This is a genomic window from Paraburkholderia sp. (assembly GCF_026225065.1).
GTDB lineage: Bacteria > Pseudomonadota > Gammaproteobacteria > Burkholderiales > Burkholderiaceae > Paraburkholderia.
Genome location: NZ_JAMFSB010000264.1, coordinates 1 through 16556, shown reverse-complemented (window position 1 = coordinate 16556; position 16556 = coordinate 1). Strand labels below are relative to the sequence as shown.

Below are 16556 nucleotides of genomic sequence, written 5' to 3'. Positions count from 1 at the left end.
GAAGCGATCGCACAGGGGATGGGTGTGGGCGTGATCGCGTCTGCGGAATTCAACGAATCGCGCCGCATCAGAATGATTCCGTTGCAGGACTGCCAGGTCGAGATGATCGAATCGCTCACGCGGCTTGCCGAGCGGCCCGCATCGAACTTGCTGAATGCTTTGTTTAAGACCGAGCTTGATTAGCGTGACGTGTCACGCCGAATGGCAAATGTAATCTCGATGCGGCTCAACGATCGGCTCAATTTGATCTGACGCATGCTACGGGCTTAGCGGTTTGCGATGATCCGGCAACGCCGCGCCCGACGCGTCAGGAGTTGACAATGTTTTACAGCTTTGCCAATTCTGAGATGGTATCGTCGTTGAGGGTGGCGTGAGGCGAACTGCCATCGGCGAATTCATATCGACCCTCAACATATACGGTGATTGCCATGGGTATTCTGGATACAGTAGGTGAGATTGCAGGCGCAGTTGCGGCAGTGGAAGCAACTGAAAAAGTCGATCCGGATGCGGGTCTGCTGACAAAAGGCATCGCCGCGGTCGCCGGCTTCAAAGGCGCTGGCGCGCTAGAGTCGCTCGTCGGCAAGAAGGAAGACGAGGGCAGCGAGCAACAGGCGTCTGACACGGACGCAGACAACGCTGCTCCGCAAGCCTGAGTTTGAGTTGAGTCGTTCCCCAAGCCGGTCGCTCGCTCGAGCGGCTGGTCTGGCGCTTGATGGCATCGCACCGCATGACTTGCCGCCATGCTTCGTTTCTCCGCTTGCCTTGTCCGCACCTGCTTTTGCCCGCTCCCGCAGTCAATAGCTCAAGCCATTCCGCAGTTCTTCCGTCCTGCTCTCACGGCCGTTGCCGCTCAGTGATAGAGTTTCGTCTCCGATCTACTGTTTTGGATGGCGCAAAAGCCAGTGCATGCTGCGACCGGCTCGCCAGGGAGGAGACAGCATGTCCGTTCTAGGCTTCAGTCACTACAACCTTCGGGCCAGCCGCGCGGTAGTCGATACCCTGCGCAATTTTTATATCGAGGTGCTCGGTTTGCAACCCGGCGTCCGGCCGCCGTTTCAGAACTTTGGATACTGGCTTTATATCGGCGACGAGGCCGTGCTGCACCTTTCCGAAGCCGACCCGGATGAAGTCCGTCCTCCCAACGTGACCAACACGTTCGACCACGTCGCCTTCACCTGCCGCGACTTGCGCGCGTTCGAAGCGCATCTGACTGAACTGAAGATCCCATATCGGCAAGACGATGTGCCGTTGACCGGGCAGCGACAGTTGTTCTTTAAAGATCCGGCGGGCAACGGAGTGGAGTTGAACTTCGCGCAGAGCGATCTTTGAAATGCCGGCCATGGAAAATGCCTGGCAGTTCCAGCTAAGAATCGCTGTTTCCCCGGAGCTTGCTGCGAGCCTGCGCGGCGATCCCGCGAGTCGATCGTACGCACTGCTTGGCGATATTCTGCGCAAACACAACGCGTCCTTGAAATGCCAGTTCGACGCGTTCGCTGACTACGTGAGCGAGGCCGAAAAGCTCGGCGTCGAAAATTATCCGCTCTATCAGTGGACCAAAGAGACCATCGAAAAGCCTGAGAAGAAGGCCCGCTATCTGCGATCCTTCACGCTCTACGTGGATGGGGAAGAGGTCTACAGCAAGGAGCGGGCCGATCCTCTGCAGGCGGAACTCGACACCCTTGTCGGCGATGGCGGTATCGAGAGCGTGGTGAAGTTCGATACCAATCCGGCCAACAACCCGCAGCCGCCCGCGCGGTAACAGGGATGCGCCTAGTCCCGCACGGACCTTTCGTCTGGCACCACGATCGATGTTAAAAAAGCGGCGTCGTGCAACGCACGACGCCGTTAAAGGTTCTGGCGCTTTACGAGGGCTATACCAGAACCTGAGAGAACGGTTCAGAAGGTCGCCCAGTCCGCATCCGCCGTAGCGGTGCCTGCCGTGTCCGGACGTTTATCTGCGGTAGCGCGGCGATCATCCGTCAATCTTGCGGGCGTCGCGCGATGCTTGATGGCAACGCGGGAAGGCGCCGGGCGAGGCCTTGTTTGCGGAATCGTCCTGCTTGGCGCGGATGTTCCGGTGTCGGCGAGCTTGAATGCCGACACCGCATCCTTCAGCCTGTTAGCCTGCTCTTCGAGCGATTGAGCCGCTGCCGCCGCCTGTTCGACGAGCGCTGCATTCTGCTGGGTGACTTCGTCCATCTGGCCTACAGCCTGATTCACCTGTTCGATGCCGCGGCTTTGCTCGTCGGATGCGGCCGTGATCTCGCCGACAATGTCTGAAACCTGCTTGATCGCCTGCTTGACCTGTCCCATGGTCGTGCTGACTTCGGTCGCCTGCTTCGCACCGTCCTGAATCATCGTGACGGATGAGCTGATCAGTTCCTTGATTTCCTTCGCTGCAGCGGCCGAGCGTTGAGCCAGGCTACGCACTTCGCTGGCGACCACGGCAAAGCCCCGGCCCTGTTCGCCGGCGCGTGCAGCCTCGACGGCTGCGTTCAACGCCAGGATGTTGGTCTGGAACGCGATGCCTTCAATGACCCCGGTAATCTCGGATATCTTGGTAGAGCTGCTACTGATCTGACCGATGGTGCCGACCATTGTCTGCACAGAGTCGTTGCCGGTATCGGCCATGTCCGTGGCGCGGGTCGCCAAGGTGTTCGCCTGGCGTGCATTGTCCGCGTTCTGCTTTACCGTTTCGGTCAACTGAGTCATGCTCGCCGCCGTTTCTTCGAGCGACGCCGCCTGTTCTTCCGTGCGGGAAGAAAGATCGGTATTGCCGCTCGCTATTTCGCGCGCCGCCACGCTGACCGATTCGGTGGATGCCTTGATTCCGCGTACCGTGTCGCTAAGATTCCGGTCCATTTTGCCGAGCGCGTCGAGAAGCTCACCGAATTCGCCGCGCGAGTCGCTCTCGATGCGGTTGTCCAATTGCCCGTCGGCGATGTGGTTTGCTGCGTCGATCGCTTTGCGCAGAGGTCGCAAGATCACGCGCATCAGATAAACCGCAACGCCGATAGCAACGACGAGACCGATGCCAACAAGGACGATGGCGATCGACAGCAATGTTCTGTACAACGACTCTCCGTCCAGGGAATACTGCTTAGCTTCATCTACGTTGATCTGGGAGTCATCCCTCAGCAGGCCGGCGAGCGCATCGGCGGGGTCGCCGCTCCGGCTGATAACGTCGCCGGCAGCATCAAAGTGGCCCGCCTTCAGACCTGAAATTGCCTCATCGGTCTGCGCCCGAAAGTCCTTCAGGCCGCTCGCGATCTGGTCTGCAACCGCACGTTCCTTGTCACCGGATATGCACGCAGGGTAGTACGTGGACCACTGCTTGTCGATGATGGCCAGATCGGCATCGATGGTCGAGGTGTTTTTCGCTACATCTTCAGGCGACCTGGTTACCTGCATGCGCCGAAGCTTGGCGCGGATATCCAGCACCGAGGCGCGCACATCCGAAAGCTGGGCGATCGGGAGCACGGCGGTGGCGAAGGTATCACTCATGTTCGAGTTCAGTTTGGCCAGTCCGTTTGCGCCGGACAAGCCGACCGCGACGTTCACGGCGACGCATGCGCCAAGCGACACGATGATCTTGAACCTGATGGTGTGTACGAACTTGTTCACTTCATTTCCTGTAAGAAATCAATTCGAATTCCGCAGCGTTTCATTCGACTTTAAGGCGTTTGCTGATCCAGGCCGTTCTCTACAGGTATACGGTTTCAATTGATCGGATCTAAAGGAATTTTCGCGTCAGGCATTGCTGGAATTCTTGTAGGGATTTGCCGTCTCGGGATTTCCTTACCCTCGGTTCAGCGTCCATGTCGCTCAATTTCCACGCTTCCTGACTGCGCTGGTCGGATCCACCGCCTAGTATCAGTTATCGAAAATCAATCAGTGGTGGCGGCCATGATTCCTCGCCTGTCCGAACGTGAAAATGCGGTGGAGCGTATCAACGCGATTTGCCTGCGCCTGTTCGATATCTGGTGCCAGCGTCGAAGCGTGACCGCGCTGACTTATCTGCTGCACTGCTGGCCGCTCATGGATAGCAGGCCCGCGACAATCCGGCGTCTCCACAAGACGCTATCGGAACTCCGCAGGACGCACCTTGAAACGATCGACGTCGAGGCGGAACAGGCGCTGTTCGAACTGGCAGACTGGACAGACGAAATTCTGCTGGAAACACCATTGCCGGAGCGCAGCCTGCGAGCGGCTAACAGGGAACTCGTGCACGCAATTTCGGGTTAGGGTCAAGCTGACCGGACATATTCCGCCGGCTGGCGGATCACATTGATGATAAAAATATTGATTGCGGATGACCACGCGATTGTGCGCGGGGGATTGAAACAGATTATCGCTACCACCGACGATATCGTTGTGACCGGGGAAGCGGCGCAAGGCTCTGAAGTGGTCGACAAGCTGCGTATCTGCGAAGTCGACCTGCTGCTGCTGGACATGACGATGCCAGGCATTAGCGGCGTCGATCTGATCCGGCGGGTGCGCGTCGAGCAACCCGTGTTGCCGGTGCTGGTGCTGAGCATTCACAACGAGGCGCAGGTCGTATCGCGGGCTCTGCGTGCCGGTGCGACCGGCTATGTGACGAAAGACAGCGACCCCGACGTGCTGCTTGCCGCGATTCGCAAGCTGGCTGCGGGTGGCCGCTTTATCGACCCGAAGCTGGTCGACGCGATTATCTTCGAGACGCACTCGGGCGATGCGCCGCCGCATGAGGTTCTGTCCGACCGCGAATTTCAGGTGCTGCAGATGCTGGCTGCAGGCACAAGCATCAATGAGATTGCCGAGACCCTCGCGCTGAGCGCGAAGACCATCAGCACGCACAAGATGCGGCTCATGCAAAAGCTCGGTCTTGCTAACAATGCGGAACTGATTCTTTATACGGTCAGACACGGACTCGCTGCCGAATAAGCGGGTTCGTGCGTAGCGCGCGGCACGGGGTGTGCGTTTCGTGGAGCCGGTACTCAAGGGTGGCGATGCACCCTGAACCGGCGTAACCGCAACATCCCGGTGTGTCTCGCGAGAAGAATGGTCAAGCAACAGAATTTAGGCCGGCTGCTTCCACCGGCCGTGAAGGGCCGGGCATGAAACGGCTCGTGGATGTCCCAAAGTATCGACTGGCTGAGCGCTTGCGTCGCGGCGTCGCGCTGCGGCTGTATGTCGTCGCCTTCGCGTTTGGCTGTATCGCGGCCGTGAGTTCGACCGCCTCACAACTGTACCGCGATCACCGCACTGGCGTTGAGCTTGCGCGCATGGCGGCGAAACTCTTCGCGACGCAGGGCGCCGGCATCTTTTCGGCGGCGCTGCTGGTGGCCTATGCGGCGGATCGGCTCGTCGTGCGGCATCTGCGGGTTATTGCGCTAGTGGCCTGCAGCGAAGGCTATCGCGAGGCACCGCGTTCGCTCACGCTTGCCCGCCGTCGCACCACGAAGCTCGACGAACTCGACCGTGTCGTGCTGGCTCTTAACGCATTGAGCGCGCGTCTCTATTGCTCGCATATGATCCGCGACGAACTAGAGGTGCGGGTCTCTCAGCTCACTGCAGAACTCGCGCGAGCAGCGGATGAGCTGAACGCACAGACGGATGAGCGCGAACGCACCGAGGCGAATCAACAGGAACTGCTCGAGTCGCGCGAGAAACTGCGCGAGTTCGGCGCTTACATGGAAGCGACGCGCGAAGACGAGAGAAAACGCATTGCGCTGGAAATCCACGACGAGTTGGGGCAACTGCTGACGGCGCTAAAGATGGATGTGTCGTTGCTGAAGATGCGTCTGAGCGCGCCGGACCTGCTCGAGAAAGTGGCCGACATGCACGTGCTTGTCGACAGGACGATCTGGATGGTGCGCAACGTCGCAAATCATTTGCGCCCTGCTGCGCTCAATTTCGGTCTTGCGTCGGCCCTCGAATGGCTTGCCGAAGATTTCGCGCGGCGCAACACCATACCTTGTCTGTTTCGCATGAACGGCAGCGAGCCGGTGCTTCCCGAAGCGCACGCAACCGCGGTGTTTCGGGTCGTTCAGGAATCGCTCACTAATGTGGGCCGCCATGCTCGAGCTTCGCACGTCCATGTCACGCTCACGCGCACCGAACGTGGCTTCGACCTGCATGTCAACGATGACGGTTGCGGATTCGAGCCGGAGACGGCGCGTAGCGGGTACTCGTACGGACTCTTGAGCATGAGCGAACGTGCCCGTCTGATTGGCGCTTCGCTGCGGATCGACAGTGCACCGGGCGCGGGCACTACGGTGTCGGTGAACGTTCCGCTCCACGGTGGACGGCTCACGTGACTGGCAGAATATCAAACACGCATATTGTTAAATCAAAGTAGTCATTTCCCGATCGCGGGCTAAGGATATCCCGAATCACATTTCCGGTTATAGGAAAATTTCCCGATTTAACTCGTAAAATTCGGCATATTGCATATTATTGGCTTAAGAGTTGTACTGATTCGTCGTAAACACGATCGTAGAGTGAGGGCTTGTCAGACGCCTTAGAATAGGGGATCAGCCGGGTTGGGCCATTTTGTATCACAGCCCATTCGATACGCAAATTGGATATACGGTAAAAAATACCTGAACCATTGATTCGATTATGTAAAATGTGAATCGAATTTGTGGGTGCACGTATGTTTTATAGAAACAGTTTCATCACGATGGGGAATCCGCAGCATGCAAGACAGCAGACGAGAGATCGATCCAGCTTCGCCCGGACATAACGGGCTGGTCGAGCCCACGCAAGGGCAGCAAGGCGACGACGAGTTGATCGACCTGCTTGCTACCCTGTCCAAAACCAACGGCAATGCGGTGATCCAGCAAGGCGCACGGATTGCGGTGATCGGCGAATTGCTGGCGGCGTTGCTGAGTCATCTGCCCCAAACGATGCGCAACGAAGTCGACAAGTCATTCCGTGACAGGGTCGAATTCCTGTTGTCGCTGGCGGACGATAGCCGCTTGCCGGAACAATATCAGTCGGCGCTGCTCACCGAGGTCAATCGTTACCTGTATGCCAGTAAATAGCTTGCAGCGTCCTGCTGCATGGCTTCCTCATCTCCCTTCTAACTGACATTTCCCTCGAAGCTTCTGCGTGCGCCTTAGGCGATATGGCGCACTGCGTGGTGTTGGACGAATGGGGCGCTCCGGCGCCTGCACCGATCTTTTGCATGGACGAATAGCACGGCATTAATGTTATGTTATAACATTTTACATCCGGCGGGCCGAGCCAATGCCCGCGTAAGCCTTTCGTCAAACTGGAACTTATTCACCATGCAAAAGCTTCCCGTCACCGTGCTGTCCGGTTTTCTCGGCGCGGGCAAGACCACTCTGCTGAACTACGTCCTGAATAACCGCGAAGGCAAGCGCGTCGCGGTGATCGTGAACGATATGTCCGAGGTGAACATCGACGCGCAGCTGATTCGCGACGGCGGCAGCCAGCTTTCGCATATCGACGAGAAACTGGTCGAGATGAGCAATGGCTGTATCTGCTGCACGCTGCGTGAGGATCTGCTGATCGAGATCCAGCGCCTCGCCAGGGAAAAGCGCTTCGACTACCTGTTGATCGAATCGACCGGAATCTCGGAACCGTTGCCGGTGGCCGAAACCTTCACCTTCCGCGACGAACAAGGGCAAAGCCTCTCGGACATCGCCCGCCTGGACACCATGGTGACCGTGGTCGACGCCTATAACTTCGTGCGCGACTATGGCTCGCACGACTTCCTCGCTGACCGCGGCGAGACGATGGGCGAGGAAGACCGTCGCACCGTCGTCGATCTGCTGACCGAGCAGATCGAGTTTTGTGACGTGATCGTTCTGAACAAGACCGACCTTGTGACCGCGCATGAACTCGAGTTGCTCAAGGGCGTGCTACGGGTGCTCAACGCCCGCGCAAAGATCGTGGAAAGCCGCTTTGGACAGGTGCCGGTCGGGCAGATTCTCGACACGGGCCTGTTCGATTTCGAGGCTGCTTCGCAGGCGCCCGGCTGGCTCAAAAAAATGCGCGGCGAGCATATTCCGGAAAGCGAGCAGTACGGCATCACCAGTTTTGTGTACCGGGCGCGCCGGCCTTTTCATCCGCAACGGTTCTTCGACTGGATCCAGCGCGAGTGGCCCGGCGTCGTGCGCTCGAAAGGCTACTTCTGGCTCGCATCGCGCAATCACGCGGTAGGCGAGTGGTCGCAAGCGGGAGCGATCTCGCGTCATGGACGTGCGGGGACGTGGTGGGCGGCCGTGCCCAAACACGCGTGGCCACCGGAGCCGGAGGCCCAGGCCATGATCCGGAGCCGCTGGGATGAGCGCTTCGGGGATCGTCAGCAGGAACTGGTCTTGATCGGCACGGGAATGGACGAAGCGGCCTTACGTGCATCTTTCGACGCGTGCCTGCTGAGCGACGAAGAACTCGCTCTTCCGGAAACCGCTTGGCGCAAGTTCGCCGATCCTTTTCCTGAGTGGTCACACTGAAGAGGAACAGATTGATATCCTGTGCGGATGACCGCACCCTTTCCCAATCTCCACTTACCGGCGACGGCGCGCCTCCAGCTCCGTCCGCTCGACGTTTCCGACACGCAGCGCATCTTCGAAATCTGGTCCGATCCGCAAGTGATGCGTTTCTACGATGTCGCGCCACTGACCCGCTTCGAACAGGCCGAGCAGGTGGTGGCGAGGCTCATGCAGGACACGGCTGAACGTACGGGCATCCGCTGGGCGATCGTGTCCACCCACGATGGATGTGTCATCGGGACGTGCGGATTCCGGCTCAATTTCGCGTTTCGCTCGGCAAGTCTCGGCTTCGAGCTGGAGCGCCGGCACTGGCGCCAGGGTTTGATGCGGGAAGCGCTCGGTGCCGCAATCACCTACGCCTACGATCACTTGGCCATGAACCGCATTCAGGCGACCACGGAGCTGGATAACCGTGCGTCCGCGGGTCTGCTGGCAAGCCTCGGGTTTATCGAAGAAGGCGTGATGCGGCAGTGGGGCTACTGGAAAGACGCGTTTCATGATGTGCGCCTGTTGTCGCTGATCAAATCGGATCGCGCGTCCAGCCAGGCAGCGCGGAGCCCCGCCAACGGCAACTGACCGGCTGAACGGTACCGGCCGCCCGCCCGAGCGAGGCTGGAAGGCAGACTGCCGGCGTTTATAAACCCCGGCTCGGGCCAGAAAACACGTTATTTGCCGCCCGCACAATATCCCCGCTGCCCAGTCGTCTACAGACGTATGGAAACGCCGCCGACCCCGGACCCGATGCTCGAACGAGACAGCGACCTCACTGCAACCATCTTGCGTGAGCGTACGCGGCTTGGGCATTTCATCCGGCGCCGGGTGCGCGATCCGAGTGACGCGGAAGACATCTTGCAGGATGTCTTTCATGAGTTTGTGCAGGCCTACCGGCTGCCCGCGCCGATCGAACAGGCCAGCGCCTGGCTGTTCCGCGTGGCGCGCAACCGCATCATCGACGTGTTTCGCAAGAGGCGGGAATTGCCGCTGGCCGAAGCCGCCGCAGAGCCGGACGACGAAAGCGAATACCGGCTCGACCTTGCGCTGCCGTCACAGGATGCCGGCCCGGAGGCGGCCTACGCGAGGTCGGTGCTGCTCGATGCGCTGCAGGCCGCGCTCGACGAACTGCCGGCCAATCAGCGCGACGTTTTTGTCGCGCACGAACTCGAAGGGCGCAGCTTCAAGGAACTGGCTGGCGAGAGCGGCGTCAGCGTGAACACGCTACTCGCACGCAAGCGCTATGCGGTGCTGCATCTGCGTGCCAGCCTGCAAGCCGTGTATGACGAACTGGAAATTTAAAGGAGCAGGTCGATGAGATTCAAAGTGAGATGCTTCGGCAAAGCGCTGCTGGCCTTGGTGGCGATTGCGGTGCTCGGATGGATCGTGATGTCGCTATGGAATTGGGTGATCCCGGCGATATTCGTTGGCGGCCGGTCGATTGATTTTCTGCACGCGATAGGGTTGCTGGTGCTGAGCCGCATCCTGTTCGGCGGATTCCGCGGCCGCGGCGGTTGGCACGGAGGTGGACGCGGACATTGGCGCCGCTGGGAGCGCATGACGCCGGAGGAACGCGAGAATTTCCTCAAGGGCTTTTCGCCCCGGGACCGCAGGGCGCAGTCGCAGGAGGACAAGCCATCGTGAGCAAGACATCGACAGCTGCCGCCTGCAAGCAGGCACCGGGCGTGATTGCTCCGGTGGTCGACTTCAGGCGTTGCGAAGGGAAGGGCGATTGCGCGGTAGTGTGCCCCGAGAACGTGTTCGAGATTCGTAAGATCGACGCTGAAGATTACAATCAGTTAGGTATGTTGAATAAATTCAAGCTGCGTGTGCATGGTTTGAAGGTCGCTTATACGCCGAATGCGGAGGCATGCCGTTCATGTGGGCTGTGTGTGACGGCGTGCCCGGAGCGGGCTATTACGTTGGCGCGGGTGAAGTGACGTGAGTTGCAGCAGTCGCAATCTGCGGCCCCGCCAGCATCCCCGCACGACAAACGCTATGCTATGCGTTTCGCCCCAACCGAGGACCGCTCGATGACACATTCACCAGGATCCATGATTACCTTCCGCCGTCCCGATGGAAAGGATGTTGAAGGTTATCTCGCCAAGCCGCAAAACCCCGCAGGCGCACCCGCCATTGTTGTGATTCAGGAATGGTGGGGCTTGAACGACCAGATTCGCGGCGTGGCCGACCGCCTCGCGCAATCTGGCTATCTGGCGCTCGTTCCCGATCTCTACCGCGGCAAGATGACGGTCGAGAAAGAGGAAGCCCACCATTTGATGACCGGTCTCGACTTCGGCGACGCCGCTTCGCAGGATATTCGCGGCGCCGTTCAATATCTGAAGCAACACACGGAACGCGTGGCCGTCACCGGCTTTTGCATGGGCGGTGCCCTGACCCTGCTGGCGCTCGGCCAGATCCCCGAGTTGTCCGCTGGCGTGGTGTGGTATGGCTGCCCACCGCTCGATTACATCCAGGCAGACAACATCAAGGTGCCGGTGCAAGCTCACTGGGCTACGCAAGACGCGTTTTTCCCTCCCGATGCAGTCGAGGCGGTCGAAGCCAAGCTGCGCAATTCGAAAGTGGATCTCGAGTCGTACCATTACCAGGCGCACCACGCGTTCGCCAACGAGACGGCGGTCGGATCCGGCCGTATCGCGGAGACCCAGTACGATCCGGTCTGGGCTCAACTGGCCTGGGACCGCACGCTGACCTTCTTTGGCCGCACCCTTTGGCCGCAGAAGGCTTAAGCTAGTCCAACTCACGGCGGCGGCGAGCCGCATCATTCTTCATTGGTCGCCGCAGCATTGAACGCCTTCCGTCCTCCCGCGGTCTCACAGTTGCGCTGACCCGCAATCCGGCGCATTGCGTCTTCTTGGCGCATCGGCATCCCCGGCAATTACTGCGGCGCGCCAGACTTCTGCCGGGAATCGTTCGGAAAAAGATTCCCTGCAAAAGCGGCAAGTGACGACTAACGTACTACGGTACGACCGCGCAGAATCCCCGTTTTCGCATGTGAGCTTCGTTGCTTCGTAGCGCAGCGCATGCAGAGGCGGTTCTGCTTCACAACTGCTTGAACGACCGCGGCAGCAGCCAGCGCGGTATCGCAACGTAAGGAGTGAGAGATGCAGCTAGGCATGATTGGATTGGGGCGCATGGGCGCCGACATGGTGCGGCGTCTGACCGCCGGTGGTCAGACCTGCGTGGTCTACGACGTAGCGCCGGCGGCGGTGGAGAAACTCAAGCAGAGCGGCAGCGGCATCGAGGGTGCCTCGTCCCTCGAAGATCTGGTCAAGCAACTGGCGAAGCCCCGGGCGGTCTGGTTGATGGTGCCGGCCGCGGTGGTCGATTCGACGCTGGCGCAACTGACGCCCTTGCTCGAGCCGGGCGACATCGTGATCGACGGCGGCAACTCGTTCTACCATGACGACATTCGCCGCGGCAACGAACTGGGTAGCAAGAAGCTTCACTACGTGGACGTCGGAACGAGCGGCGGCGTGTTTGGCCGCGAGCGCGGCTATTGCCTGATGATCGGTGGCGAGACGCCCATCGTCGAGCACCTCGCGCCGATTTTCTCGACGCTGGCGCCGGGACCGGGCGCGGCCGTCCCGACTCCGGGACGCCCCAAAGACGCGGGTACGGCGGATCAGGGCTATCTGCATTGCGGGCCGCAGGGCTCTGGCCACTTCGTCAAGATGGTTCACAACGGCATCGAATACGGGATCATGGCGGCTTACGCGGAGGGCTTGAACATCCTCCACAACGCCAACGCCGGCAAAAAGACCTCGGAAATCGATGCAGAGACCTCGCCGTTGCACGGTCCTGAGTTCTATCAGTACGACCTGAATTTGCCCGAAATAACGGAGGTCTGGCGCCGCGGCAGCGTAATCGGCTCGTGGTTGCTCGACCTGACCGCCGCGTCGCTGGTCGGCGATGCCGGTCTTGAACAGTACTCAGGGCGCGTATCGGACTCGGGCGAGGGGCGTTGGACCGTCAACGCGGCAATCGACGAAGGCGTGCCGGTACCTGTGCTGAGCGCGGCCCTGTTCGCCCGCTTCAGCTCGCGCGGCGATGCCGATTTCGCTAACCGCGTGCTGTCGGCAATGCGGCACGATTTCGGCGGCCATATGGAAAAGGCGGCCGCCAAGACCGGCAAGCCGATCGCGTAAGAAACCGGCGCACGCCGCGAGGCCGATGGGCTTCTGCGGCGGCGCCGACGGGTCGGTCGCGGTTTGCAGGATACAATTCGGCAGCGCCTAAATTGTCCCAAACCGACCTGATCCATTCATGCTGAATCCTACCCGGACCTACCTCCTGGGTCCGCTGCTAAAGGGCGTTTCGCGCTCCTTTTACCTCACGCTGCGTATCTTGCCCGCCGGAATGCGCGATCCCATTGGGCTCGCGTATCTGCTCGCGCGCGCCGCTGATACGATCGCGGACACCTCGCTGATTCCGCCGGAGCAACGTCTGGAACTGCTGCTGTCGCTGCGCGCTCAGGTCAACGGTGCGGCTGACGAAGGCACGTTTTTGCAGCGAATGTCCGTCGAGGTGGCGGGCCAGCAGACACAATCGGACGAGAAGGTGCTGCTCGAGTCGCTTGGGCCGGCGCTGGCCATCCTGTCGCAGTTGAACGAGTCGGATCGCACGGCCGTACGCGAGATCGTCTCGACGCTAACGGAAGGGATGGAGTTCGACCTGTGCTCGTTTCCGGACGAGCGTTCCTGCCAGATCGTCGCGCTTCAGCACATCTCCGAGCTGGATCGTTACACCTATCTGGTCGCGGGCTGCGTGGGCGAATTCTGGACCCGGATGACATACGCGCACCTGCCGGGGACGCTCAAAGCCGCGACCGAAACGATGCTCGCACGCGGGGTCCGGTTCGGCAAAGCGCTGCAGATGACCAACGTGCTGCGCGACTGTGGCAAGGATCTGCGGATCGGCCGCTGTTACCTCCCCACCGAGCTACTGGATCGTTTCGGCCTCACGCCGCAGGACCTGCTGGAGCCCGGCAATTTCGTTCGCGCGCAACCGTTGCTGTTCGAACTCGTGCGGATGTCTTTGGCGCACTTCCGCGAGGCCGTCGAATACACCCTGGCGATCCCGCGCCTGTCCGTTCGCTTGCGCCTGGCGTGCTTGTGGCCGGTGTTGATCGGTCTGGAGACGTTGGTCCTGCTGGTCCATAACGAGGCGTGGCTCGATCCGGCGAAGGTCTCCAAGATCCAGCGCAGCAAGGTATATGAAGTGATGGGATATTCGACCGCGCTGGTGGCCTCGAATACGGCGCTGCGCCGCTGGACTGGGAGTCTGATGGAGCGGATCGAGGTGCGCTTGCAAAGCTGACGAGGCTACACAGGCCTTTGCAGAAAATCACGTTTTCCGGACAAGCGTACGCGCCCGCGCGGTGGCATGATATCGACCTCACGTCCCCTTCCATACGCCTGCGCCGAACATGTCGAATCTGATCGTTCATGGCGGTCTCCCGCTTCGCGGCGAGATCGAGCCATCCGCCAACAAAAATGCCGTCCTGCCGATTCTCTGTGCCACGCTGCTGACCAATCAGCCCTTGCGCCTGATCGGCGTCCCCGAGATTACCGACGTCAAGAAGATCCTTGAGATTTTCCGCACGCTCGGCAGCGAAGTGTCGATGGATTTCCAGACCGGAATTCTCGATCTGCATCATCACGCCACCACGTTCGATCCCGTCGCGCACAAGCTGCCAGAGGAGATGCGTTCGTCGATCATGCTGGTGCCGCCCCTGCTCGCCCGTTTCGGCGTGGCGCGTCTCGAGAACGACGTGAAGGGTTGTACGCTCGGCGTGCGCGAGATCGATCCGCACGTCGAGGTGTTCGAGCGCTTCGGTGCGCGGGTGACGCGCACCGCTGAGTCGTTGATCGTGCGTGCCGACTCGCAGATGAGCGCGAATCACCACTGGCTGGATTACGCTTCGGTCACCACCACCGAGAACTTCGTGCTGTGCGCCGCGTCGGCAAGCGGTACGTCGACGCTCGTCAATGCTGCGTCCGAGCCGCACGTGCAGGAGTTTTGCCGTTTCCTCGCGCTGCTGGGCGTCGAGATTGAAGGTATCGGCACCTCACGCCTGAGCGTTTCGGGCGGCCGCAAACTCGGCGGCGGCGAATTCCGCTTTAGCGAGGATTTCCACGAAATTGCCACGTTTCTGGCACTAGGCGCGATCACCGGCGGCGACATCGTAGTCAGGAATACCGCGCCGGAGCAGTTTCCGCTGATCGATCGAACGTTCGCCAAGTTCGGCGTCGACGTGGTGCATCGCGACGGCTGGTCGCGTGCATTCCGCGAGGGTCCGTTGCGAGTGCGCCGGCCGTTTACGCAGAACATCCTCACCAAAGTCGAAGCGGCGCCCTGGCCTTATCTGCCCGTGGATCTGCTGCCCATTTTCATCGCGCTCGGCGTCAAGGCCGAAGGCAGCGCGATGTTCTGGAACAAGGTTTATGACGGCGCGATGGGCTGGTCCGTCGAGCTTTCCAAGTTCGGCGCGCACGTGTTCCTGTCCGACCCGCATCGCCTCATCACGTTTGGCGGCCTGCCGTTGACGCCGGCCAGGGTCGAAAGTCCGTACATCATCCGTGTTGCCATCGCGCTGTTGATGGTCGCGGCGAGTATCGAAGGGCGCTCGGAAATCATGAATGCATTGCCGATCCGCCGTGCGCATCCGCACTTCGTGGAAAACCTGCGCTCGGTAGGCGCAAACGTGGAATGGACCAGCAGCGAGTAAGCACGCTGCTGATGCGCTGAGCGGCACTCGTCGACAGGCATCGCCACGCATCGTCACGCCCAGCTCAGCGCCGATTCACTGCACGGCGTAGCCCCGCCCCTGCATACAGCCGGCGTAGGCGCGCCAGTAGCGCGTCATCGGAGGCTCGGGCGGCGGCATAGGCGGCGGCTTGACCTCTGCGGCAGTTTGCGGCTCGCTGGCGCCGCCTAGCTGAGGGACCCCGTTCTTGTCGGTTTTCGGCATTGGCTCGCTCGCCTGTGCCGTGGCGGCCGGCGCGCCGCTGGCCGGCATCGCAGCGGCTGGCATGCCGGTAGCCGGCGAAGCACCTGTGGTTGTCGCACTGGCCGAGCCGAGGGACGTTCCGCTCGCAGGCAGCGGCGGTTGCGATACCAGGCCGCCCCCACCTATTCCGGGGGCGCCGGACGCGAGCTTGGGCGGCATCGCAGATTGCGCTTGCCGCGTGATGTTGACGTTGGTCTGACGGCTCGCCATGCCGTAGCAGGTGGCGGCGTCGACGTTCTGCTGCCATGGGCTCTGGCTGCGGATCGGATAAACCACCGGCTGCCACGCCGAGGCGGCGCCGCTCAGCGTGAGCAGCGTCAGGCCCATGGGTAGGGTGATTTTCATCGCGGAGCCTCCTGGTGCGGTCTCGCTGCAATCCGTGTCTGGATCCACTGCCCCGGGGGCCTGCTGTGACGTGGACCCATCCCCCTATGCGGCTCGCGCTCGACCGGCGATAGATTTCAATCGAGCGTAACACCGTGCCCTGGCGGCACGCGCTGCGAAATATCGGCTCTGTCGGCCATTCTGAAGCTCAATTAGGGCAGGGTGATCTGATCCCTCGCACGGGTTGGCCCATGCAGGGTCATGGGGACGGCTTGGCCGGCCACTCAGACCTTATCGCTTCGCGCCAACCGGTTCGAGCGCGACCGATAGCACGAGGCGCCCGGTTTCCACCCCCATCGTATTGCGCATGGGCGGCGCACGGAACGATTCGAGCTGGGCCCGCTGCGCAGTTGTGCCGATGTCGAGTTGCGTCAGCAACGCCGCCACCACGGCGTAGAGCACGGTCGTATTCCCGTCCTCGACTTTGACGGCGACTCCCAATGCACCCTTGGCGCCAAGCCGCGCCGTCTGCTCGTTTGGCCGCACGCCGATCGCGTAACTCGCCTCGGCGCCGAGCTTGCCGACCAGCGCTCCATCGAAGCTACGCATCAACGCGGTACAGAAACGTCCTTCGCCCGCGACCATCTCCGGGTATCGGGTCATCGCGCGATAGATGCGGGCGAGCGCCGCGCTGCGCGCAGATG

General features: G+C 60.8%; 18 protein-coding genes and 2 pseudogenes. 17 read left to right on the top strand and 3 right to left on the bottom strand.

What is annotated here, in order from left to right:
• The 4 genes and pseudogenes from M0954_RS19195 to M0954_RS19180 all read left to right on the top strand — a co-directional run.
• Window positions 1–183, top strand: a pseudogene (locus tag M0954_RS19195) (LysR family transcriptional regulator); the annotation flags it as partial.
• 245 nt (window positions 184–428) lie between these two features.
• Window positions 429–653: a hypothetical protein gene (locus M0954_RS19190; RefSeq protein WP_122157273.1), complete on the top strand. Its 225-nt coding sequence runs from the start codon at window positions 429–431 to the stop codon at window positions 651–653.
• A gap of 286 nt (window positions 654–939) precedes the next feature.
• On the top strand, window positions 940–1329 hold the full coding sequence (locus M0954_RS19185) for a VOC family protein (RefSeq protein WP_297354917.1): 390 nt from the start codon (window positions 940–942) through the stop codon (window positions 1327–1329).
• A 10-nt stretch (window positions 1330–1339) separates the two neighbouring features.
• Window positions 1340–1759 carry a hypothetical protein gene (locus M0954_RS19180; protein WP_122159340.1) on the top strand — a complete coding sequence of 140 codons (420 nt, stop codon included), beginning with the start codon at window positions 1340–1342 and terminating at the stop codon, window positions 1757–1759.
• A 137-nt stretch (window positions 1760–1896) separates the two neighbouring features.
• On the opposite strand, the gene M0954_RS19175 is transcribed toward M0954_RS19180, so the two are convergent.
• The gene (locus M0954_RS19175) at window positions 1897–3624 is read right to left on the bottom strand and encodes a methyl-accepting chemotaxis protein (protein WP_297354915.1); all 1728 of its coding nucleotides are present in this window, start codon (window positions 3622–3624) and stop codon (window positions 1897–1899) included.
• A 282-nt stretch (window positions 3625–3906) separates the two neighbouring features.
• Between M0954_RS19175 and M0954_RS19170 the strand changes: the two genes are divergently transcribed.
• The 13 genes and pseudogenes from M0954_RS19170 to M0954_RS19110 all read left to right on the top strand — a co-directional run bounded on the left by M0954_RS19170 (window position 3907) and on the right by M0954_RS19110 (window position 15246).
• Window positions 3907–4245, top strand: coding sequence for a hypothetical protein (locus M0954_RS19170; protein ID WP_122159338.1), 339 nt, complete (start codon window positions 3907–3909; stop codon window positions 4243–4245).
• Between the two features lie 45 nt (window positions 4246–4290).
• Window positions 4291–4923 carry a response regulator transcription factor gene (locus M0954_RS19165; protein WP_122157270.1) on the top strand — a complete coding sequence of 211 codons (633 nt, stop codon included), beginning with the start codon at window positions 4291–4293 and terminating at the stop codon, window positions 4921–4923.
• Window positions 4924–5600: 677 nt separating this feature from the next.
• Window positions 5601–6299, top strand: a pseudogene (locus tag M0954_RS19160) (sensor histidine kinase); the annotation flags it as partial.
• Window positions 6300–6680: 381 nt separating this feature from the next.
• On the top strand, window positions 6681–7028 hold the full coding sequence (locus M0954_RS19155) for a hypothetical protein (protein ID WP_122157268.1): 348 nt from the start codon (window positions 6681–6683) through the stop codon (window positions 7026–7028).
• A 246-nt stretch (window positions 7029–7274) separates the two neighbouring features.
• On the top strand, window positions 7275–8465 hold the full coding sequence (gene zigA, locus M0954_RS19150; RefSeq protein ID WP_133893913.1) for a zinc metallochaperone GTPase ZigA: 1191 nt from the start codon (window positions 7275–7277) through the stop codon (window positions 8463–8465).
• Between the two features lie 27 nt (window positions 8466–8492).
• Window positions 8493–9080 (top strand): GNAT family protein, encoded by a 588-nt coding sequence (locus tag M0954_RS19145; protein WP_122157266.1) that lies wholly within the window; start codon window positions 8493–8495, stop codon window positions 9078–9080.
• Window positions 9081–9218: 138 nt separating this feature from the next.
• Window positions 9219–9797 carry a sigma-70 family RNA polymerase sigma factor gene (locus M0954_RS19140; protein ID WP_133893915.1) on the top strand — a complete coding sequence of 193 codons (579 nt, stop codon included), beginning with the start codon at window positions 9219–9221 and terminating at the stop codon, window positions 9795–9797.
• Between the two features lie 12 nt (window positions 9798–9809).
• Entirely contained in the window at window positions 9810–10139 is a 330-nt protein-coding gene (locus tag M0954_RS19135) for a hypothetical protein (protein ID WP_122157265.1), read from the top strand.
• Complete coding sequence (locus tag M0954_RS19130; RefSeq protein ID WP_122157264.1) at window positions 10136–10435, top strand: 4Fe-4S dicluster domain-containing protein; 300 nt, start codon at window positions 10136–10138, stop codon at window positions 10433–10435. The genes M0954_RS19135 and M0954_RS19130 overlap by 4 nt, the downstream gene beginning before the upstream one ends.
• A 93-nt stretch (window positions 10436–10528) precedes the next feature.
• Complete coding sequence (locus tag M0954_RS19125; RefSeq protein ID WP_123386590.1) at window positions 10529–11245, top strand: dienelactone hydrolase family protein; 717 nt, start codon at window positions 10529–10531, stop codon at window positions 11243–11245.
• A gap of 375 nt (window positions 11246–11620) precedes the next feature.
• A complete protein-coding gene (gene gnd / locus M0954_RS19120; RefSeq protein WP_123386589.1) occupies window positions 11621–12664 on the top strand; it encodes a phosphogluconate dehydrogenase (NAD(+)-dependent, decarboxylating) in 1044 nt (347 codons plus the stop codon).
• 118 nt (window positions 12665–12782) lie between these two features.
• Window positions 12783–13835: a phytoene/squalene synthase family protein gene (locus tag M0954_RS19115; RefSeq protein WP_133893918.1), complete on the top strand. Its 1053-nt coding sequence runs from the start codon at window positions 12783–12785 to the stop codon at window positions 13833–13835.
• Between the two features lie 109 nt (window positions 13836–13944).
• Window positions 13945–15246 carry a UDP-N-acetylglucosamine 1-carboxyvinyltransferase gene (locus M0954_RS19110; RefSeq protein WP_123386587.1) on the top strand — a complete coding sequence of 434 codons (1302 nt, stop codon included), beginning with the start codon at window positions 13945–13947 and terminating at the stop codon, window positions 15244–15246.
• Window positions 15247–15321: 75 nt separating this feature from the next.
• On the opposite strand, the gene M0954_RS19105 is transcribed toward M0954_RS19110, so the two are convergent.
• Window positions 15322–15873, bottom strand: a complete 552-nt coding sequence (locus tag M0954_RS19105; RefSeq protein ID WP_133893919.1) for a hypothetical protein — start codon at window positions 15871–15873, stop codon at window positions 15322–15324.
• Between the two features lie 270 nt (window positions 15874–16143).
• Window positions 16144–16556, bottom strand: a 413-nt coding sequence (locus tag M0954_RS19100; protein WP_297354912.1) for an asparaginase, incomplete at its 5' end; no start/stop codon positions are given.